At 62.1% G+C, this 21,458-nt stretch carries 17 protein-coding genes and 2 pseudogenes; 13 read left to right on the top strand and 6 right to left on the bottom strand.

Going from position 1 to position 21,458, the window contains the following annotated elements:
- Positions 1-24: 24 nt before the first annotated feature.
- The 10 genes and pseudogenes from LB516_RS29180 to LB516_RS23385 all read left to right on the top strand — a co-directional run.
- A pseudogene (locus LB516_RS29180) lies at positions 25-243 on the top strand (NUDIX hydrolase); the annotation flags it as partial.
- A gap of 56 nt (positions 244-299) precedes the next feature.
- Complete coding sequence (locus LB516_RS29065) at positions 300-1,265, top strand: DUF2213 domain-containing protein (RefSeq protein WP_224720452.1); 966 nt, start codon at positions 300-302, stop codon at positions 1,263-1,265.
- Positions 1,235-1,975 (top strand): hypothetical protein, encoded by a 741-nt coding sequence (locus tag LB516_RS23420; protein ID WP_140722117.1) that lies wholly within the window; start codon positions 1,235-1,237, stop codon positions 1,973-1,975. Before LB516_RS29065 ends, LB516_RS23420 begins: the two co-directional genes overlap by 31 nt.
- A gap of 73 nt (positions 1,976-2,048) precedes the next feature.
- Positions 2,049-3,014, top strand: a complete 966-nt coding sequence (locus LB516_RS23415) for a hypothetical protein (RefSeq protein WP_140722120.1) — start codon at positions 2,049-2,051, stop codon at positions 3,012-3,014.
- A gap of 117 nt (positions 3,015-3,131) precedes the next feature.
- Positions 3,132-4,172, top strand: coding sequence for a DUF2184 domain-containing protein (locus tag LB516_RS23410; protein ID WP_140722123.1), 1,041 nt, complete (start codon positions 3,132-3,134; stop codon positions 4,170-4,172).
- A 6-nt stretch (positions 4,173-4,178) separates the two neighbouring features.
- On the top strand, positions 4,179-4,430 hold the full coding sequence (locus tag LB516_RS23405) for a hypothetical protein (RefSeq protein WP_181177913.1): 252 nt from the start codon (positions 4,179-4,181) through the stop codon (positions 4,428-4,430).
- 306 nt (positions 4,431-4,736) lie between these two features.
- Positions 4,737-5,111, top strand: coding sequence for a hypothetical protein (locus LB516_RS23400; RefSeq protein ID WP_140663659.1), 375 nt, complete (start codon positions 4,737-4,739; stop codon positions 5,109-5,111).
- On the top strand, positions 5,108-7,204 hold the full coding sequence (locus LB516_RS23395; protein ID WP_140663657.1) for a pyrroloquinoline quinone-dependent dehydrogenase: 2,097 nt from the start codon (positions 5,108-5,110) through the stop codon (positions 7,202-7,204). The genes LB516_RS23400 and LB516_RS23395 overlap by 4 nt, the downstream gene beginning before the upstream one ends.
- A gap of 89 nt (positions 7,205-7,293) precedes the next feature.
- Positions 7,294-8,514: a cation:proton antiporter gene (locus LB516_RS23390; protein WP_140663655.1), complete on the top strand. Its 1,221-nt coding sequence runs from the start codon at positions 7,294-7,296 to the stop codon at positions 8,512-8,514.
- 719 nt (positions 8,515-9,233) lie between these two features.
- Complete coding sequence (locus LB516_RS23385; protein WP_181173032.1) at positions 9,234-9,830, top strand: response regulator; 597 nt, start codon at positions 9,234-9,236, stop codon at positions 9,828-9,830.
- Here LB516_RS23385 and LB516_RS23380 read toward each other — a convergent pair.
- From LB516_RS23380 to LB516_RS23355, 6 genes are all read right to left on the bottom strand, one after another.
- Positions 9,820-10,590 carry a DUF3383 domain-containing protein gene (locus tag LB516_RS23380; protein ID WP_140663651.1) on the bottom strand — a complete coding sequence of 257 codons (771 nt, stop codon included), beginning with the start codon at positions 10,588-10,590 and terminating at the stop codon, positions 9,820-9,822. The two genes, LB516_RS23385 and LB516_RS23380, sit on opposite strands and share 11 nt — an antisense overlap.
- Before the next feature lie 173 nt (positions 10,591-10,763).
- Complete coding sequence (locus LB516_RS23375; protein ID WP_224720451.1) at positions 10,764-12,476, bottom strand: ABC transporter ATP-binding protein; 1,713 nt, start codon at positions 12,474-12,476, stop codon at positions 10,764-10,766.
- A gap of 49 nt (positions 12,477-12,525) precedes the next feature.
- Positions 12,526-13,779: a beta-glucosidase gene (locus LB516_RS23370; RefSeq protein ID WP_224720450.1), complete on the bottom strand. Its 1,254-nt coding sequence runs from the start codon at positions 13,777-13,779 to the stop codon at positions 12,526-12,528.
- Positions 13,739-15,928: a sugar nucleotide-binding protein gene (locus tag LB516_RS23365; RefSeq protein WP_224720449.1), complete on the bottom strand. Its 2,190-nt coding sequence runs from the start codon at positions 15,926-15,928 to the stop codon at positions 13,739-13,741. Before LB516_RS23365 ends, LB516_RS23370 begins: the two co-directional genes overlap by 41 nt.
- Positions 15,929-15,943: 15 nt before the next feature.
- Positions 15,944-17,104 carry a UDP-galactopyranose mutase gene (gene glf / locus LB516_RS23360; protein ID WP_140663645.1) on the bottom strand — a complete coding sequence of 387 codons (1,161 nt, stop codon included), beginning with the start codon at positions 17,102-17,104 and terminating at the stop codon, positions 15,944-15,946.
- Positions 17,097-18,290 (bottom strand): glycosyltransferase family 1 protein, encoded by a 1,194-nt coding sequence (locus LB516_RS23355; protein ID WP_140722126.1) that lies wholly within the window; start codon positions 18,288-18,290, stop codon positions 17,097-17,099. The genes glf and LB516_RS23355 overlap by 8 nt, the downstream gene beginning before the upstream one ends.
- A 720-nt stretch (positions 18,291-19,010) precedes the next feature.
- Here LB516_RS23355 and LB516_RS23350 point away from each other — a divergent pair.
- The 3 genes and pseudogenes from LB516_RS23350 to LB516_RS23340 all read left to right on the top strand — a co-directional run.
- Positions 19,011-19,470: pseudogene (locus tag LB516_RS23350) on the top strand (transposase); the annotation flags it as partial.
- Between the two features lie 162 nt (positions 19,471-19,632).
- Positions 19,633-20,400 carry a hypothetical protein gene (locus LB516_RS23345; protein WP_140722131.1) on the top strand — a complete coding sequence of 256 codons (768 nt, stop codon included), beginning with the start codon at positions 19,633-19,635 and terminating at the stop codon, positions 20,398-20,400.
- Positions 20,397-21,371 (top strand): hypothetical protein, encoded by a 975-nt coding sequence (locus tag LB516_RS23340; RefSeq protein WP_140722134.1) that lies wholly within the window; start codon positions 20,397-20,399, stop codon positions 21,369-21,371. The genes LB516_RS23345 and LB516_RS23340 overlap by 4 nt, the downstream gene beginning before the upstream one ends.
- The last annotated feature ends 87 nt before the right edge of the window (positions 21,372-21,458 follow it).

Here is a 21,458-nt window from a genome sequence, read left to right as displayed (position 1 = left end):
CTTACATTACAGGAAATTGATCTGATGTCCACGCTCGGCATTCCGAAGCCTATCGGCGATGAGTTCGTCGGCAAGGACAGTGCCGGCCAAGCCGCCTCGCTGATGTTGGTCGCGCCCGATGGCGATGTCCTGGTGCTGCGCCGCTCGTCGACCGACACCAACTGGCCCGGCCATTGGTGCTGGCCCGGCGGCAAGTCTGAGGAAGGCGAAACGCCGCTCCAGACGGCCACGCGCGAGACGGGAGAGGAAGCGACAGGGCCCGAGATGTTCCTGGAGGCCGGCCCCGCGAAACTGCTGGAGTGCGCCCTACGCCACAAGGCTGGCTGCACTACACGTATGCGCAGCCGGTGGTCGAGAAGTTCCAGCCCAGGCTGTCAGCGGAGCACTCCGGATATGCCTGGGCCCCTCTGGGCTCGCTGCCTGAGCCGGTGCATCCGGGCCTGCGCGACATGCTGGGCGAGCGTCTTGGCATCGCCGCAGACATGGCTCCCGAGGCGTGGGATCAGCTGCGCTCCAACTTCGTGAAATGGACGAAGGACGAGGGCATCGCAGCCGCCGATTGCCCGCTTTGCGGTGGCACCGGTGAACTCGCCGGTCCTGGGATCGTCTGCGACGAATGCGAGGGTACCGGCGTTGCGCGGCCGAAGCAGGCCAACGACGCACTGGCGATGGATCGCAACAGCGTGCGCGTGTTCGACCAGGACGGTCATCTGCGCGTCGAGATGACGCCGATCTCCAAGGCCAACGTTTGCCCCTATTACGGCCGCGAGATCCCGGCTTTCGAAGCGCTGGGGCTGGATCCCGAGCGGGTCTTCCGCCTCTATCGCAATGCGGAGGAGCTGGCCAAGGCCGCCCCGTCCTTCGTCGGCAAGCCGCTCTTGCTCAAGCACATTCCAGTCAGCGCCAAGGAACACCCGCGCGAAGCCGTTGTCGGGGCTCTGGGCGATGCCGTCGAGTTCCATGCGCCGTACCTCATGGCGCCGCTCAGCATCTGGGATGGCGCTGCAATCGCGCTGATCGAATCGGATCGGCAGAAAGAACTATCGAGCAGCTATCGCTACCGGGCCGACATGACGCCCGGCACGCTGGCTGGAGAATCCTACGACGGCGTGATGCGGGACATTTCCGCCAATCACGTCGCCTTGGTTGAGGAAGGCCGCGCCGGGCCTGATGTTGTGGTCGGCGACAGCAAACAGGAGATCAACACGATGAAGAAAACAGCTCTGCTTCGCGCATGGCGTCCGTCGCCCACGGCGCGATCCTAGCCCACGTCATGCCCAAGCTGGCCGCCGATCAGAAGATCGATCTGCGCCCGGTTCTGGCCGACATCACCGCCAAGAATTTCAAGGCCAAGCGGCCCGCCATCATCGAGGCGGTCGGCAAGGCGACCCAGGGCAAGCTGGCCGCTGACGCCAAGCTCGACGATCTCGAGGCGCTCCTGGTCGCGCTCGACGGGGTCGAGGTGAAGGAAGCCAACGACGAAGAGGACGAGGACGACGAAGAGGCCAAGAAGAAAAAGGCCGAAGACGACGCCGTCGAGGAAGAGGACAAAAAGAAGAAAGCCGCTGAAGACGCGGAGAAGGACGATGACGACGACGATGACAAGGTCGACAAGAAGGCCATGGACACGGCGATCGCCGCTGCGGTTTCGGCTGCTGTCGATCGCGCCAAGCGCGAGGCCCGCGAAGAGTCCGCCCAGGTTCGCGCTGCGGAAGAGGCCGTGCGCCCCTACATCGGTAAGCTCGCCATGGCTCACGACAGCGCCGATGCCGTCTATCGCACCGCGCTCACGTCGCTAGGCGTCAATATCGACGGAGTTCATCCCTCGGCACTGCCGGCCATCCTTAAGGCCCAGCCTCTGCCTGGCGCCGGCCAGGCGCAGCAGCCTGCCCGTGTCGCCATGGACGCTGCAGGCGTCAGCTTGTTCCACGAGATGTTCCCGGCAGCCAAGTCCCACATTGTCAGGTCGCTCTAAGCGAGCGGCCTAAATGCCAGAAACCCCCTTCGAGCCGGCCAACATGCCGGCTGCTTTTTGAGGAGAACCGCCCATGTCTGGCTTTCAGACGCAGGTCGCCTACAATCCCGCCCCCGCCGTTGAGGGCGACTTCGCTTCCACCAACCCCCGCAGCACGATCCTGGCCGCCGCTGGCGCGCTGGTATGCGGTGCGCTGGGCGCGATCGTCGGCCGCTTTGCCTGGCTGAACTATGCCCAGCTCGACAGCGACAATGCGCCGGCCGTGGTCAATACCTTTGGTACCGGGCCCGTCGCCGGCTTCGTGCACCGCGAGCAGCAGGGCCTGATCGAGGTCTACCTGCAGGAATCGACCATGCTGGTTCCGGCCGGCTTCCCCATCACCGTCTTCAACGAAGGCGACTTCTGGGTGAAGAACTCCGGCGCCACCCCGGCACTGTACGGCCAGAAGGTCTATGCCAACTATGCCGATGGCAGGTCTACGGCCGCTCCGACCGGCACGCCGAATGGCGCAACCACCTCGGCAGGCTCGATCGCCGCCGCAACCAGCGGCTTTGTCGCTTCGATCGTCGGCAACGTGCTAACTGTCTCCGCTCTCAACTCCGGCACGATCTACTCAGGCACCACCATCTCCGGTACCGACGTGGCGAACGGCACCAAGATCGTGCAGCAGCTCACCAGCGCCGAAATCGACGGCTCACTGGGCAAGACCGGCACCTATGCGGTGTCGATCCCTGACCAGAATGTCGACCCGGGCACCGTGATTGCGGGCACCTATGGCGTGTTCACGGCTGGCGGCAACGTCGTTGGCGTCTTCGGCAACGGCGACACGCTCACTGGCGCCGGCATCACCGCCGTCACCACGCTCACCCAGCAGCTCACCGGCCCTACCGGCGGAGTCGGAACATATGCCGTGGACGTCAACACCGTCGTCAATGCTGCGGCTCTCACCGCAGCCACCAACGTCGAGACCAAGTGGACCGTGCGTTCATTTGCCCAACCGGGCGAGCTGATGAAAATCACTTCCTGGCCGCAGGGCTAAACCCTTTCCCATCAACCTCGAACCAATGCGCCGTGAAGCGGCTGTCTGTTGAGGAGAACCACAATGCAATTCCATGACTACAATCAGGCCGCCGCGACGTGGACGCAGCATCGCCCCATGTTCGAGCAGGCCGGCATCTATCTTCCCGAAGCACGAGCCTACATCGTCGAGGCTTTCCGCACCAACCATCTTGCGATGGATGCGCAGCCCTCCCTGGCGACGGCGTCGAATGCCGGCATTCCGGCATTCCTGACCACGCTGGTCGACCCAGAGGTCTACCGCATCCTCTTTGCCCCCACTAAGGCCGCCGAGATCTTCGGCGAAACCCGGAAGGGCACCTGGATCGACCAGACGGCGATGTTCCCCGTCATCGAGCAGACTGGTGAAGTGTCGAGCTACGGCGATTACAACGACAACGGCCGAGCCGGCGCGAACATGAACTGGCCTCAGCGCCAGTCCTATCTCTTCCAGACGATCTCCGAATACGGCGAGCTGGAAATCGAGCGTGCCGGTCTTGGCCGCGTCAATTGGGTCGGCGAGGTCGACGCCGCCGGCGTGACGGTGCTTCACCGCTTTCTGAACACCACCTATTTTAAGGGCGTGCAGGGCCTGCAGAACTTCGGCCTTCTCAATGATCCGAACCTCGCCGCGCCGATTACCCCGTCCCCGAAAGCTTATGGGGGCGTGAAGTGGATCAACAATGGCCAGATCGTCGCGACTGCGAACGAAATCTATGCCGACCTCCAGTCGCTCTGGCTCCAGCTCGTCACCCAAACCGCCGGCCTGGTTGACCAGAACACCAAGATGACACTGGCCATGTCGCCGGAATCTCAGCTCGCGATGACCGCGACGAACTCGTTCAACGTCAATGTCGAGGATTTGCTCAAGAAGAATTTTCCGAACCTTCGCGTGGTTTCAGCGGTGCAATATAGGGGGCAAACCGCTATCAACCCGGGCGGCATCGCTGCCGGCAATGAAGTACAGTTCATTGCGGATGGGATCGATGGCCAGCAGATGGGTTATTGCGCCTTCAACGAAAAGCTCCGCGCTCACCCGATCGTGCGCGCGCTGTCTTCGTGGAAGAAGAAGATGACCAGCGGCACCTGGGGTGCCATAGTTCGACAGCCCATGGGCATTTCCCAGATGGTTGGCGTCTAAGGGCGCTTGCCAACGCGACGGCATGGCTCGGTCGTTGAACTGCGCAAACTCGAGCACGCTCACGTACGCCGGCGGCTGGCGCTTGCCGTGCGCTCCGATCTCGCCATCGAGCGCCAGTCGTTGCGAGGGGCGACCCGGCTCGATCGCCAGGCGCTCGCCCTTCCTGCCGCGGCTCTTTCCGACAGCGGCTTTCGGATAGTCGGCTGCCAGCCTTGGGGTGAATTGCGCGCCACATTGTTCGTTGCCGCTTTGGGATGAATTCCGCGCCACATTGCTCCCCTATACTCCCGGCCTCGTGAGGTGCGAAAGCCGCCCAGTGCTGAAGCGTATGCACATATCTGGGTGGTATGATGCCCGCGAAGTTGAGGCCGGAAAGGCAATCCAGACCGGAGAATGTCAAAAACCGCATTTCTCTGGCGCGTCCGCCGCTCACGCGATGGTGAAGCGGAGGTTGGAACATACCGGCTGAGCTCGGGTTAGCGACGTGCTTCGTATCGCAAGACGCCCCCCCCGCGGACGGTCGCTTAAGAAACCGGTCGCTTAAGAAACGTCGCAGGAACGTTCATGAAAACACAACTACTGCCGAACACTAGTCATCGTGGCCCGCTCGTCGTCATCACAGCGGCGGTACTGGCATTCGCAATCGCGTTCTATTACTTCGCCACCCCGCTGACTGGGGTAACCGGAACCCCCGGAGCCATGCTCGTGCTCGTCGCCAGCCTGGCTCTTGCGCTGGATGGGCTTGTACTGCGCTTCAGAAGAGGTGGTGTCGTTTTCACCCTAGCGTGGGTCTTGGGCCTTCTAGGAGCACTCGGCACATTCATTGCGGCCATCTTTCTCCACGCTTGGTGGCTCGTGGCGGCCGTTTCCGTTGTGCTGGCTGGGCTGTTGATCACCCTGGGTTTCCGTCAGACCAACATTCAGGATACGTCCCGATGAGAACTGCCGTCTTCGGCTCGAGCCTGGCATTTGCCGTCTTTCTGTTGCTGGGGCTCGGCATTCATTCCGTCTCTGCCCAGAATGACAATACTTCACCCGCGTCACAACCGGGCGGCATACCGGATGCCGGCAGTCAGCCGAAGGACAGCAGCGGGAGCGCCAGCCCTTTGGCCGGGGAAGCAGGCTCGCCGGAGGAGGCGGCAACAGCCCCGCTCCCTGAGCCCAAGCCAATCCCGCTGATCCCGCCACAGCCGACCTGGAACAGCTTTCACGGCCAGCTCAATGGCCAGAAGTACTCTCCGCTTACACAGATTACCGCAGAGAACGTCGGTTCGCTCCGCAAAGTATGGGAGTTGCATACTGGCGATATGTCAGACGGATCGGGCGCATTGCCACCGTCGGTCTGGTCCGCAACCCCCATTTTCGCCAATGACACCCTTTATATCGGGACCCCCTTCTATGGGGTGCTTGCGCTCGACCCGGGCACAGGGGCGATCAAATGGAAATTCGAGTCCAAATCCACTCTCAAGGCCTTGACGCAGCCGGCCCTGAAAAACCGTGGCGTTGCTTACTGGCAGAGCAAGAATGCCGTGGCGGGCGAGGGCTGTCAGAAGATTGTCTATCTAGGCACCATGGATGCGCACCTCTTTGCGCTCGATGCCGATACCGGACAGCTCTGCAAGAAATTTGGCTCGGGTGGCGTATTGGATGTGAACCAGTGGAACGACATCAACGCCAAGTACCCGCTTTCCCTATTGCAGCCGCCCACCGTGGCCGGCGACCACGTCATCCTCGGCTGGGCTGGAAAGGATTGGGCCTATGCCGAGGCTCCCCCCGGCACGGTTTTCTCGCTGGATCCTCAGACGGGCGCGCGACAGTGGTCGTTCTCGTCGCTGCCGGCGCAGATCGCAAAACGTACTGGGACCGCCAACGTCTGGACCGCAATGTCCGTGGACGAAGGGCTCGGGCTTGTTTACCTCCCGGTCTCCAGCCCATCGCCGAACTACTGGGGCGGCAATCGTGCCGACCCGATACCGCTTGCGACGTCCACCACCGCACTAGATCTTGAAACCGGCAAGGTCGTCTGGTCACGACAGTGGGTCCATCACGACATCTGGGACTACGACATCAACTCGGCGCCTACGCTTATGGACATCACCGTGGCGGGCAAACAAATTCCTGCCCTCATGCAGGCGACGAAGATGGGCTTTCTGTTCGTCGTCGACCGGCGCACCGGAAAAGACGTCTGGCCGATCGATGAACGCCCTGTACCGGGCGGCGACGGCAGCGTCCAAGGGGAAGTCTACGCTCCCACGCAGCCGTTCCCCACCAAACCCGCACCGCTGCTGGACCAGTCCAAAAAGCCACCCATCTGGCGAATAGCTGATGTCGTCGGCCTGGGCGAGTGCTCCCGCTTATGGGACAACCTCTCCTATCGTGGCATGTACAGCCCGCCGACACACAAGGGCGAGGGCGTGCTGGCCTACCCGGATTCGGCGGGCGGAGTGCAATGGGGCGGGGTCGGTTTCGATCCAAGCACCCAAACGGCGGTGGTCAACTTCTCGCATGTCGTCCAATCCATCAAGCTCTATCCGCGCGATGAATACCAACGGCTCGCCGGCGATTCCGGCAATGAGCAGGGCTACTATCCGCAAGAGGGCGCACCCTACGGCATGTCGCTGCACAACGCTCTCAACTGGCTTGGCATGCCGTGCTGGGCACCCCCCTTCGGAGAAATCGCCGCCATCGACATGACCACCGGCGACGTCAAATGGCGCCGGCCGATGGGAGCATCGCAGAAGTGGGGCTTCTATATGCCTGAATCCCTCGGCTCGGTGACGATCGGTGGCCCCGCCGTGACGGCGGGTGGTTTGATATTCATCGGGGGTTCGATGGACGCGAAGGTGCGCGCCTATTCTCTCGCGAACGGACAGGAACTGTGGTCCGACATCGTCCAGGCGCCCGCGGTGGCCAATCCTGCGGTGTACGAGTACCGCGGCCGCGAGTACGTGGTGTTCGTGGCCGGCGGGAACACCATTCTGAAGGACCAGGTCGGCGATCAGGTTGCCGCTTATGCCCTTCCCGGGCCGTGATGTCCAACGCCACCACCGGTGAGGTTGGTCGGCGGTCCAGTACGACGTCAGAGCGCTACTTGTGTGATCGGACCTTATCTGAGGCCGCTATGAATGATCTTCCAATCCTCACACTGGGGATGATCTTGCTCACCGCTTCTTTGGTGGCGATGATATCCAGACGGCTGGAACTTCCCTACAGTGTCGGGCTCGTTGCGGCGGGTATCGCCCTTGGCTTCATGCCCGGCGTTGCCGAACTCCCCCTCAGCCGGGATCTGATTTTCACCGTGTTTTTGCCGCCGCTGATTTTCCAGGCGGCACTTGCGATCGAATGGCGTCATTTTCGACTGGACCTGCCGGTCACGGTTCTGCTCGCTTTTCCTGGGGTCGCGATCGCCGCCGCAGTGGTCGCGGCTGGCATGCATTTGCTGCTCGGATGGACTTGGATCGGATCGGGGCTGTTCGGCGTGCTGATAGCAGCGACGGATCCGGTGTCGGTCATCGCGGCCTTTAAGGAAATGAAGGTTCAGCCCCGCCTCGCTCTTCTTGTCGAATCGGAAAGTCTGCTCAACGACGGCGCAGCCGCAGTTGGCTTCGGCATCTTGGCCGGAATCGCGGCAGGCGCCGAGGCGACGCCCCTTAGCGTTGCTGGATCGCTGTTGTGGACTATCGCGGGTGGGATTGCCTCAGGAGCAGGGGTGTCAGCCTTGCTCCTTCTGATCGCCGGTCGGACCGAAGATCATCTTGTTGAAATAACCCTGACGACGATTGCGGCCTATGGTTCGTTTCTGCTTGCGGAGGATCTTGGCATGTCGGGCGTGCTGGCTACTCTCACCGCAGGCTTGATTGTAGGCAACGTAGGGTGGAAAGGCGCGATTTCCGCCAACGCCAGAAGTCACGTTCTGGCGTTCTGGGAGTACGCGGCCTTTCTGGCGAATTCGATCGTGTTCATATTGATCGGTGGCCATGAAGCCCATCAGCCACTTGGGATATTTTCAGGCACCTCGGCGGTCGCCATCATGCTCGTGCTGGTTGGCAGGACATTGGCTATCTATCCTTTCTGTGCCCTCCTTGCTGCGACGTCCCTGAAGGTGGATGCAAGCTACCAGCATGTTTTGGTTTGGGGCGGGCTGCGCGGTGCCCTTGCTCTGGCCCTGGCGCTGGCCCTTCCTGAAAACGTCGCCGAGCGCAGTCAAATAGTCGTTGCCGCGTTCGCAGTCGTTGCCTTTTCCATCTTTGTCCAAGGGTTGACCATGCCGTGGGTTATCAGACGCTTGGGGCTGACCGCCGAAAGCGCGGCTTCGGCTACACGCGACCGCAGCGGCGGGTAAAGAAGCCGGTAGCCTTCTCGGGTTTCGACTGCTCAGCCGCTGTGATGTCAGCAGTGCTGGAAAGACGATGCAACTCGGACAGCACCGGGCGGCGGGCGCATGCCTGTCCACGAGACCGCGATGCACCATTTTGCGAACCCAGCGCACGTCGAGCGAAGAAGGCTGAGCGGGTGCGAGCGCAAGAATGCGAGGAACTACGCTCAACATCTCATCCGCACGGTGACGGTCGTGCTCTCGGCCGCGCACCGTGGCAAACGATTCCGGAAGGTCGCGGATCAAATGGCATTGCCGAACTCCACAGGGAGCGCATCCAACATCAGTCTGAGCCTGAACCCGTGGTCAAACCTGGAGGAACAGGAGGCCCGCCGCGCTCTCAATGCAGTTCAAGTCCGTCTGACGTGGTTTCCCTCAGTATGCTGACCGTGCGTTGCGCTCGGAAACGCGCCGAATTTGTCGCATTCGGCCCAAATGGAACGATACAGCGGGTAAGACGTTGAAAGTTATTCCCGTGGTGGTTCAAATGACAAAACGCTCCGCTGGCTTGAAGCGCCTGGCAACAAGGGCGCGGGAAGCGACTCGATCAATCGAATGTCTAGATCCAGGGCCCGTCCCAGTTCGCATGCTGGTGCTTGCGAAACAATTGCAGGCGGCGCTGGATGACAGAGAGTGGGAACTAGCTTCTCTGCACCCTGAACTCCCGTCGAAGAAAGGATGAGGACGTGCGCGAATTGCGGGGGCTGCACATTCTGATTGTCGAGGACGAATGGTCGATTTCGGGAGAGCTTGCGGAGTTTTTCAGCAATATGGGCGCCATTGTTCTCGGACCTGCGGCGAGCGTCGAGCAGGCGTCTGAACATACCGATCAAGCCGAAGCCGCAATCCTGGACGTCAATCTCAACGGTCGACACGTGTTCCCGATTGCGGACAAGTTGATGCGCCGAGGAATCCCGTTCGTCTTCTTCAGTGGCGACGACGACATCCCTATTCCCGAACATCTTCGCCACGCCAGCAATTTGCGGAAATCATCAGGCAGCAAGGCCGTGCTACACGCACTTTTCCCCGCACAACTGTCTGAACACGCGGACACCTCCGTGCCCCCTCCGCCAGACGACGTCTTCACACTGTTGCCCAAACTGCGCCTCGCAGCGCGTCTGTTGCTGGGAGACGTAAACGCATCTGACCGGCTGGTCGAGCGGACGCTTGAGCAAGCCATCCGAGACGTCGACTATAGGCAACTCGGTCAGTCCACGGAGAACTGGCTCAACGAGATCATGCGAGAGATGGCGAACACCCATGGCGCAAATCTCATGCATTGAATCTGTCCTTCGAGCCCAAGCCAGGCGCCGGAGGACGATTCTGGGTGAGGGTGATGATGCCGTTCATGAAGGCGGCGGGGGTCGTTGCATCGGCGCCCTGCGAGAGCACCGCGCCCGTCGCCTGGGTGAGGAAGAGATCGTCCGAAATCGTGCCGGTCGCAAAAGCCGTGCTCGACGGCTCGCCGGCTATGCCGGAGGTGATGACGAAGCCGCCAGCCACGGACTCGAAGGAGACACCGAGCGGCGTCGCGGAACCGGTGACCGTGCCGCTCGCCACCGTCTGCGTCAGGTTGACGAAATAGGTGCCGGCAAGGCCCCGACCGCTGCCGAGCTGCGTGATGCGCGTGCCTGCGCTCACGCCGGCACCGCCAAGGGTCTGGCCAACCGACAGGGTACCGGAAGCGATCGCAGTGACCGTGAGCGTGCCATAGGTCGCCGAGATCGCCTCGCTGGCGACGATCTGTGCGATCGAGACCGCATACTCGCCAATGCCGCCCGGCGTGCCCGACAGCTGATTGGTGATCGCCGTCCCCGCCGCGACACCGGCTCCGGACAGGACAGCACCGGCCACAAGCGTACCCGAGGTGACGCCGGTAACGGTCATGACGTGGCCGGCGATCGACGCGACCACAGCGGCCGTTGTCGGCGCGATCGCACCAGTCACCGACGCGACCGAGGCCAGCGTGGCGTTGAGGTCAGCCTGGAGCACCGCAGCCGCAGCCGAGAAGCTTGTGGCGCCGGAGAGGTGACCGGCCCGCAACTAGCGGCATTCCAAACTTCGTCTGGCCTGCCAGCAGGAGGCCTGTGATGGTGATCATTCCCTTGCAGGCGGTGCCGGTGTTCTGATTTCGTGAAGGGGTTAGCGATGCGGGGTTGCCTCACAATCGAATGCTATAGGGTCTTCTGCATGCTTTAAATTCGCCTAATTGCATTTCATTCAGCCGCGTCAAGGGTGAGGCCTTCGGCCTGCATCCTCCACATGCGGGCAAATAGACCGCCATGAGCTCTGAGCTCCGCCGCGTTGCCATCCTCGACAACGCGCCCCCCATTCATCACCAAGATGCGGTCGAAGCTGGAAAGCGTGGAAAGGCGATGCGCGACGGCGATCACCGTGCGATCGCGGAACATCTTGACCAGCGAGGCCTGGATCACCAGTTCGGACTCGGTATCCAGGGCAGACGTAGCCTCGTCGAGAACGATGACCGGAGCGGCTTTCAGGAATGCCCGGGCAATCCCGATTCTTTGCCGCTGGCCACCGGAGAGCTTCACCCCCCGTTCCCCGACCACCGTGTCATAGCCCTCGTGCAGTCTTGAAATGAACGCCTCGCAGTGAGCGGCCCGGGCAGCGGCGCGGGCTTCTTCATCGCTGGCCTCGGGACGGGCGAAACGAATGTTCTCCATCACGGTCCGGTGAAACAGCAGGATCTCCTGGGGCACGACGGCCAGCGCTTCGCGCAGACTATCCTGTGTGACCGAGGCAATCGGCTGGCCGTCAATCAAGATCTGGCCGCCCTGAACGTCGTAGAGCCGTTGAAGCAGGTGGACGAAAGTCGACTTGCCCGCTCCGGACGGACCGACGATACCGACCTTCTGGCCCGCGGGGATGGACAGGTCGAGGTTGTGGATCGCATCGACCTCGGTGCCGTAGGTGAAAGAAACCTTGCGGAACTCGATCGCCCCGCCATGCGGACGGATTGCCGGCGCCCCCGGAAGGTCGACCACGGTCTGCGGCTGGCCGATGATGCGCAACGTGTCCTCGATGAACCCGAAATGCTGGACCATGTCGACGAGCGACAACGCCATGTCGCGCGACCCGTGAAGAATGCGGAACGTCAAGGCGCTGACCAGGACCACGTCGCCGGGCGTGATTTCCCCCCGGCTCCATTGCCGGACCGCCCAGGCGAGCATGCCGCCGGCCATGACCCAAAGTGCAATGTCGTGGATGAGGCGCGCTTTTTCCGTGTACATCCAGCTGTCACGCTGGGCATCGGCTTCGGCTCGAAAGCTCGCTGCCAGCCTTGCGTGCTCGCGTGACCGGGCTGAGAACGCCTTGATAGACCACATGTTGGTGATGACATCGATCAGGCTTCCACCGACTTCGTTCGCATAAGATGCATATGTGCGGTGCAGGTGCTTTCCACGTTCCCCGAAGGCAAGCAGGCCGCCCATGATAACGACGACCGCGGACGCCAGGGCCACCGCCATCCGCCAGTCGACGACCGTGAACACGATGACGGTGCCGATGAAGTCGACAGCCGGCGGCGCGACCCGCCAGATGACGATGTTAGTCAGGGCGCCGAAATTGCCCGCGGTCGCGGTAACCCGCTGGCCAAGGGAACCCGCCAGGTTCTCGGCGAAGTACTTCATCGGCTGACCGTTCAGGAAGTCGAACAGATCGAGCCGCATCTGAACGCCGATCGCGAGGGTCGCTTTGCAGCCGAGCCAGCCGCAGAGACGCCAGAGGATGCTCTCCACCGCGATGAGGCTGATGAAAATGGCGAGCGCTGTCTGCGCGGCTGAGCCTTCGCGTGGGCCCGCCATCGCGTCGACGAGCACCTTCATCACGTACTGGATGGCGACAGCGCAGGACGCGGCCGATATCACCAGCACGGCGAGGATGATGAATTGCGGCAGCTGCCTGCGCACATAATGCCTTATGAAGGCAGCCGACCCCTCCAGGAACGGAGGCAGCGGGCTACTTGCCTGTGGCTTCAGATACCGCATAGGTCCCTCCGGCATATGGCCCTGACGTGAGTTCGCGCTGAAGCGCCAGCAGTTTTCGGCTCTGCTCGCCCAATTCATCCTCCATGCGCTTGCAAACTGGACGCCTGCCGTGCTCCCCCATCGGGCCGAGCAGGCCGACATCGCACATCCGGCCATTGTCCCATCCGGGGTAGTCGATGATTGGATAGAGGCAGATTCCCTCTATCTGGACGCCCCGCTGCATGGCCTCGAGGACCTCGGCCACGACATAGTGCACCCACGATGGCCTGGCCGTGCGCTCGGCGCCCGTTTCGGACATCGAGAGGGGTCGATTGTAGCGTTGTGCGACTTCAACGAGCATGTCGGCCAGCGGCTTGTAGGCATGGTGCCCGAACGGGATTGTCGGGCCGTGCAGGAGCCATTGATTGTCGGGATAGAAGTTCAAGCCGACGATATCGAGGTATTCGGGCCGGCCGCCCAGCTCCGGTTCCTGAAGCCCGGCAAGCATGTCGAGCGCTTCAAACTGACAGAGCCTGTAACCCTCCGCCTCGAGCTGATGCTCGACATCGTGAGGATAGCCGACCACATTGATCAACGGTTCCGCGGTGATGAAGCGGGCCCGGGAATCGATTCGTCGGATCGCGTCTATAGCAGCGATGGCGGCTCTTACCAGGATGCGCTTCAATTGGCCTCCAAGGCCGTTCGCGAATGGGTTGATCCGGCCGGTATCGCCACCCGCCCATGACCAGTATGAAATCTCGTTCACCGGACAGAAGTACGGCACCGAGCCGATCTCGGCGTGGATGACCAGGGCTGCGGCTTCCGCGAAGCGGGCGAAGCGCTCGACGAATTCCGGTGAGAAGATGTCGATATGGTCGGGCCATCCGTAGTGGCAGAGATCCCAAACCACCTGTGTCCCTGTGGCGTCGGCGGCGCGCAGCATTGGCAGAAAGCTCGACCAGTCGTAGTTGCCGGGCTCTTTCTCGATGAGGTGCCAGCGCAGCCCGTCGCGCACGGTGCGGATCCCCCGACGCTGGAGTTCGCGATAGTCGGTCTCGGACGCTTCGTCATGGCTGGTGGCGCGAAGCAGATCGAGGCGGACGCCATCGGCCCGGCGATGGCTCGAGCACTCGAATCCACCAAGGAAAAAGCTGTTAAACGCTGTCGGTTCTCTCATCTCGGCCTCTAGGACTTCAGTCGCTTTCTCAGCTGCCGAGGGCAGCCGAGGTCTTGTTCCAGCGAACATCACACTCCCGGAGGAAGCGTCCCATGCCGCTTGCCAGGGAGGGCATGAGTTGACCCCGTTCGCTTGCCAGGGCGGCAGGGGCGAGGACCCCGCGGCCATGATCGCCCAGCACCAGGCGCGCATCGAGACCGGCCGACTGGGCGACCTCTCTTGCCCAATCGGACCAACTGACCGCGCCGTCATTGGCGAGGTGCCATATTCCCGTCTCGCCATCGATCAACAGGTCGAGCGCGGCGTGAGCCAGGTCCGGCAGGTAAGTGGGGGAGCACACTGCGTCCGCCGGCAAGCGGAGCGAACGGTCGGCTGCGATTTCATCCAGCAGCTGCGAAAGCACGTCTGCGGTGTTCCAGGGTCCGAAGACGGCGCTCGTGCGGATGACCAGCGCGGCGGGATGATGCTTCATCACCATCGTTTCGGCTGCCGCGTTGAGATTGCGTATGCCCGATGCCGGGGTGATGGGGCTGCTCTCGACCAAACGGTCGGTGAGCGTCTTGCCGACCAGCGCATCCGACGTCACGGTCATCAACGCAACACCGGCGGCGGCACAGACAGATGCCAGCACCGCGCCATCCGCCGGCCCGTTGCTCGTCCCAATCGAGCCGACAGGACCCGCTTCGGCCCCTTGCGGAGTGGCGGCGTGGACGAAGGCCCAAGGCCGATACTTGAGCAGCAGGCGGCGCATGGAATGAGGGTCGGTGATGTCCATCTGATTGGCGGGAAAGGCGATGAATTCCAGCCCCCGGTGGGCAGCGATCCGGCAAAAGGCGCTACCCAGCGCCGCATCCTTGCAGAGGATGAGCACCTTGCGCGCGTCTCCGCCCCCGCTGCGTTCGGCGGTGGTTTCGAAAGGTGGGCTGAAGAACCGCGTGTCCCGGCGCCACCAGCCGGGGCTGTCGAGAACCGGATGCTTCAGGCCGGCGCCGCCGGCCATTTCCCGTACCGCACTTCCCAGGGCGGTCATGCGCGGCGATGGACTGCGGACGTCGAAGGCTCCCGCCTCATAGGCTCCATCTTTGCGCAGCAGCAGGCTGTTCCAGTCGACGCATCCGAACAGGGCCCAGACGGTGACGGCGGCAATGTTCTTGCCTTCGCCAGCGAGCCGATTGGCAGCGCTCCAGACTTCGTTCAGCCAGCGAAGCTGTTCGTCGCGGCTGCAGCCATGGTGAACTTCGGTTACGGCGACCGGCCGGTCATAACGCGCACAGACCTCGCGCAGGCGGGGTTCCGGCCCGTCCGACCCAAGCGGAAGATGCATCCGCACGGCCTCAAGGTCGGCATAGTGATGCCGGCCATTGCCGCCGACCGAGGCTCCAGCTGGGAGCTTGGAGCAGCGGTGGTCAAGGAAACGCTCGCTGGTCGGATAGTAGTTGACCCCCACAATATCGGGAGGGCAGGGCTCGTCGACGAAGGCCTGGAGCTCCTGCTCCGGTATCCCATGATCGATCAGGCGGGAGAACCATGGATGGCTGCGCTCGACACGGCCAAACAGCAGGTCGAACGTCAGCCAGCGGCGTTCGTTCTCATAATCCGCCTGGTAACCAAGCAATGGCGTGCTGAACGTCTTGCCGAGATCCTCGGTCTGGACGAGAGCCGCGTGCGGCGTCACCTCGCGGATCGCCCGCATGGCAAGCGCCACACCGCGGCACTGGTTGATCAGCGCTCGTGCGAAATCTGGCAAGTGCCGGCGGTGGGGATACCAATGTCCATACAAAGCGCTGAAACGGGCTGTGGTCAGCGGCTCGTTCACGGGGGTGAAGCGGCGGATCTCGGGGTAGCGTTCGGCGACGCGCCGGGCATGCCGAGCCAGGAGCTCGGGAAAAGCCGGATCGAGCAAATTGGTGTAGCGGGGGCCGCTGCCATGGTGTAGCAGTCCGGCGATGACCTCGATGCCTAGCTCTTTCAGCCGCGGCATCCGTTTGTCGTGCCAGGCGAAATCGGCGGTTTCGATATTGTCCGGCGAGATCGATTCCCACAGCAGCGGGTACCGGAGCGTTCGTATGCCAAGCTGCCGGATGCGGTCCAGATCGTCCAGCCTGCCGGCATGTCCCGTCTCCGATAATTCGTCACGCCATCGGTTCCTCAACCGAATGATGCTGCACTCGACGCCTCCCCAGATCTCCGGCGTGGCCTGCATGGTCTCGGTCCGCATCGTCGCCGCCAATCATTAAATCGCTTGCAGAATGCCGCTCATCTTGGACACCGCGGTCTCAAGAGGGGCGCGGTTGTCACTGGGAACCGAGGCTTCGATTCTCCGGTAGGTGGCGAGGGCCTGACCGACGACCTGGTCCATATTGTAGTAGCGGTAGGTAGCCAGCCTGCCGACGAACCAGACGTCTTCCGTGGTACGCGCCAGGGCCTCGTACCTCCGATAGCGATCGGCGTTCTCCGCCGTCGGTACGGGGTAATAGGGGTCGCCGTCCGCCGTTGGGTATTCAAAGGTCAAACTGGTCCAGGGATGCTGCTGACCCGTTAGGTGCTTGTACTCAGTGACGCGCGTGTAGTCGTGCTCCATCGGGTAGTTCACGACGGCCACCGGCTGGTGCCATTCCTTTTGCAGCGTCTTGTGCTCGAAGCGCAGCGAGCGATAGGGCAGCCGGCCGTAGCAGTAGCCGAAATACTCGTCGACCGGTCCCGTGAAGATCAGCCGCTTGTAGGCGAACTCTTCGCGCATCTGCGAATAGTCGGTCTTGAGCATGACCTGGATGTTCGGGTGATGAAGCATGCGCTCGAACATGCGAGTATAGCCGGCGGCAGGCATGTACTGAAGCTTGTCAGTGAAATAGCGGTCGTCGCGATTGGTCCGGGTCGGCACGCGCGCGGTCACCGACTTGTCCAGTTCCGAGGGGTCGACGCCCCATTGCTTGCGGGTATAACCGCGGAAGAATTTCTCGTAGAGCTCACGCCCGACACGACTCACCACCACGTCTTCGGACGATCTGATTTCCTCGACCGGCTCGGCGCGCGCAGCGAACCACTCCTCGAGCTGCTCCGGCGTCAGATCCAGCCCGTACAGTGTGTTGATCGTTTCGAGATTGATCGGGACCGGCACCAGCTTCTTGTCGACTTCGGCCAGGACCCTGTGCTCATACGGACGCCATTCGGTGAACTGCGAAAGATGATCGAAGACCTGCTCGGAGTTGGTGTGGAAGATGTGTGGTCCATATTTATGGATCAGCAGGCCGGCCTCATCGTAGCAGTCATAGGCATTGCCGCCGACATGCGGACGCCGGTCGACCACGAGGACCCGGTCTCCCCGCTGGGAGGCGAGGCGCTCGGCGAGCACACTCCCGGCAAAGCCGGCGCCGACAACCAGCCAATCAAACATAGCTGCTCTCCGACGCATGTATCGCTTGGGGACCGGACGTGCGCCGCTCTCGCGTCTCCGTGATAAGCGAAAGCATTTCCTGCCAGGTCGACCTCCAGGACATGCCCGACAGGTGTCGATCCACCTTTCGCAGCCACTCGTCCTTCGGGCGAGCTAGCAGATGTTCGGCACGCTCTATGAATTTCTCCGCAGTATCCGCGATTTCGACCAGGCCGAGCTGTCCGTACGGCCGCACAACATCCCGGACCGAGGTCGAAATCACCGGTACGCCGGCGGCGAGGAATTCCGGGGTCTTGGTCGGGCTGATGAACTGGGTCGACTCGTTCCTGGCGAACGGCATGATGCCGACGTCCCACCCGGACAGATAATGAGGAAGCTGCTTGTAATCCCTGCCGCCCAGCCAGTGAACGTTCGGCCGGCGGGGAAGGTCTGCCGGGTCGATCTTGACCACCGGGCCGATCATCACGAACTGCCAATCCGGCCGCAAGGCTGCCATGCGATCCACCAGGTCCAGATCCATGCGCTCGTCGATGACGCCGAAGAAACCAAGCCTGGGGCCGGGGATCCTGTCCTGATCGAGAGACGGCGTACCGGCAAGGCGGGCCTTGCCGAAATGAGCCTTGTCGATGCTGCTTGGAAATGGGTGGATGTTGCGATGACGATGCTGCTTGGCCTCATAAAGGCTCTGACCACCGGTGAAGACGACATCGGCGCGCCTGAGAAGTTCGCGCTCCAGCGCCATCATCCGGGGCGGCGCCGCGCGGAAGCTCGAAAGCTCATCCATGTTGTCGTAGACGCAAAGCTCAGCGGAAATGTGCCGGCTGAGAGGCAGGGCCATGGGCGTATAGTACCACAGCAGTGCCGGCGTTGCTTCGAGGCTTTCCACTAAGCCGTCAACCAGCTTGCGTTGCGCACGCGTGATCTGCGGTCCGTTGAGATGTCTGGGAATGTGCGGCACGACCACTGTCACCCCGTCAGTGCTCGTATAGCTTTTCTGGTAGGCAGTGGTTTCTTCCGTAAAAATCGGCTCTTCGAAGAAAAATACATCGTAGCATTGGCTTGCCTGGGTTAGAATGTGCTGCGGTCTTTGAAAAACGAAGTTCCATCTAAGGTGAGAGAAGCACAATAAGCTTCTGCGGATTTGTGGCAGCCTGTGGTTGTTTTTACGCTGAAGATCGATATCCATCTTGGTCCTTAGAAATATTATGAGAGGCGTTCAGTGCCAGCCAAACCTCGCCGTCGCGCGGATGTTCCGCACGATGTATTAAATGATGCTGGTAGTGATGTTGAATTATGGTTTGCGGCCGGCATACCGCGCCGGCAGCTCTATCTCCTGACGTGCTGAGGTGGTACTCACAGAGCGGCCCCGGCCGAACGTCCCATGCAGCCGTTCGCCCGTGTTCAGGCGAGGCATCGAGCCGTAAAACGTCCAGCGCCCATAAAACATGTTCGCTCAGTCCCTCCGGATGAACTCGCCGAACAATAGCAAGCGTTGCGGCGGCGGGTGTACTGCAGGCAGAGCGAGGGGCAGAGCCAACAATAAGGGTAGCAACCCAGCTGATCTGGACGCCAAGCAAACACGCGCAAGTGGCTGCAGTACACCGGCGTTGGAGCGCTGCCCTGAGATAATCCTGGCGCGACCGTCACGCCGGATGCAGACACTGCGGTGCTACCGCTCCGGCACCGCGGAGGTTTGTGGATGGTTGCGTGCCGCGTCCGCGATTTCTGGAATGAACTTCGTGTCGTCGGGTCGTGTCCCATCGGGTGGTGTAGCTCGGCGGTTACGAAGCCACTCACGAGCGCGCCGTTAGTAGCGCTGTAGCGAGTGAGCGGCGTGTCGGTGGTCATCGGCGCTTTCCGGTAGAGTTTGGTTGTTGACACCAACCCCACTTTGGAAGGACCACCGATGACCGACGACATGATGAACCTGCGCACGCTCGTGGAGAAGACCCCGGATGCCGATCTGCTGCGGGAGATGATCGGCTTTGCCGCCGAGCGGCTGATGGAAATGGAGGTTGGGGCTGCCACCGGAGTGGCTATGGCGAGAAGAACCCGCTGCGGCTCGCCCAGCGCAATGGCTACCGCGACCGGGACTGGGAGACGCGGGCCGGCACGGTCGAGCTGCGCATCCCGAAGCTCAGGAAGGGAAGCTACCTCCCGGGTTTCCTCGAACGCGCCGCATGGCCGAGAAGGCGCTGACCGCCGTTATCCAGGAAGCTTGTGTGCAAGGCATCTCGACCCGATCGGTTGACGACCTGGTCAAGGCCATGGGGATGAGCGGCATCTCCAAGAGCCAGGTCTCGCGGCTGTGCGAGGAGATCTACGGCAAGGTGAAGGCCTTCCTCGAGCGGCCGATCGAGGGCGATGGTCGGAGCGCGTACGGAACGTCAATAAGGCTCCGGCTGTGGCGCGCACAATCACGAACCCTCGACCATTCCGACACATCGAAGACACTATGACGCTGCCGGAGGAGGAACTTAGCGGCGAGGTTGCAGTTCGGCCCGGGGACCTGAAGTCCTGAGGCCTAAGTGAGCAGCAGAAAGACCATGCCCGTACGATCATCCGGCATTAAACTGGCTCCGTCGGACACCTGCCTGAGTTCCGCCGCCGCGTTGCTCCTGTTGTTTTCTATCAGTCTCGCCCAAAGCTGGGCAGCGCTTGCCGGGGACACGGACACCGCGCTCATCAACTGGGCAAGAGCGAAGACCCTTCTTGTCGAGCAACTCGACCGGGAGCCGCGATCGGTAGATGCCCAGTTCAATGAGCCGACCCTGATCAGTCGCGCCGTGACACCGGTCGTTGCGCCATCAGCCTACGAGCGCGCGCGGAATGCGGCGACTAGCGACTTATACGTGCAGATATATGGGCGGCCGTCGCTTAAGAGCTTCCTCTGGACGGGTGTCGAATCCGGCAATCCCTTGACCCGCGACGAAAGCTACCGCTGGGATTCCCTCGACGACCAAGGCCTCTTTGACCACGAGCGGCGGCGTGTCCTAGCTGCCCGTCTGCTCTATCTCGGGATCCTGAACGTCAGGCTTGGCCTCTCGAACCACTTGATTGATCCGGAGCGGGACGAGACCTGGCTGGCGCATGACGGGCTGATCGACGACCTCGACCGCGCCGGCCTGCGGGTCAGCCTCGACCTGCACCATTTCGGCATCGAGGATCGGTTCCGGGTCGCCGGACCGGACGGTCGCACCCAGGGCCGGGCCAGCTCAGTCAGGAGTGGCCAGCCTATTTCGCCGCCTTCTCGCGGGCGGCGATCAATCGCTATGGCCCAAGGATCAAGGCAGTGACCTTGATCAACGAGCCGGAGACGACCATCGGCTTCAACAGCGAGATGTGGAACGGGGCATTTCCGCGTTGGCAAAGCCCGTTGCACACCACCTACTACATCGAGCGTGCCGTGCAGGTCGCCAAGGCCGCCGTGCTGGCGCGGCTTGCCATAGAGGAGGAACTGGCGCCAAGCAAACGGCGCATGCTTTACATCCACCCCGAGGCAGCGGTCTTCAAGCCAGGATGGGATGAGTTCAACCGGCACATACGCTTTTTCGGCAGCGACCTGATTCTTGGAGAGGACTGGCTGCTCGAAGCGGATTTCGAAAAGCTGGAGCTAATGACGCCCGCCGAGCACCTCGCGAAATGGAACGCGACCGCGCCCTCGTCGCGCACATCCCTGGATTGGGCCATCAAGCATTATCTCGACGGCAGCCCGGCGACCGGCCGGCCGCTGCCGGACAGCCTGCAGCGGGTCCTGCATATGCTGAAGGAAGTCCAGGACCTGCATCGAAAACTAAACAGGGAGTTCAAGGTAACGATGAAGAGGGACACCGTTTTCGGGGTCGACTATTACGCTCACAACGAGGACTTCGACACGAAAGGAAAACACCTCAGTGCCGAGCCCCAGAATTATGCCGGCGAGGTCAGTTCAGGCGCGCGCGCGGGCCTCGAGGCGGTGATCACCGACTACTACAATCGCTACCACCTGCCTATGATGGTCACCGAAACCGGAACGCCCTATTTCAACTATGGCGCGCGCTGGCACCAGGAGATGCTGCTGGAATGCGCTGCGGCTGCATCGGCTGGCGTCCCGTTGCTTGCTTACTCCATCTACCCGCTGCTCGATAGCTGGGGGTGGGAAACAGCCCTGTCGGTGTCCAGGCCGCAAACCCTCCTCAACCCCTCCGGCATTTTCACGCTGGCTCTTGAACCACGACCGTTTGCCGGGCGTCTCCTGACATCGCTGAAGGCTGGTTTTCAACCCTGAGCGCAGCCCGGTGAGCCCCGAACGCACGCGCTATAATCTCATGGTGGCGCGCGGACAATGCCGGGGAGGGCGCCCGCATCCCTGGCA

Origin of the sequence: Mesorhizobium sp. CO1-1-7 (assembly GCF_020164885.1) — a bacterium.
GTDB classification, from domain to species: Bacteria; Pseudomonadota; Alphaproteobacteria; order Rhizobiales; family Rhizobiaceae; genus Mesorhizobium; species Mesorhizobium australicum.
This window is presented reverse-complemented; position numbering and strand designations above follow the sequence as displayed.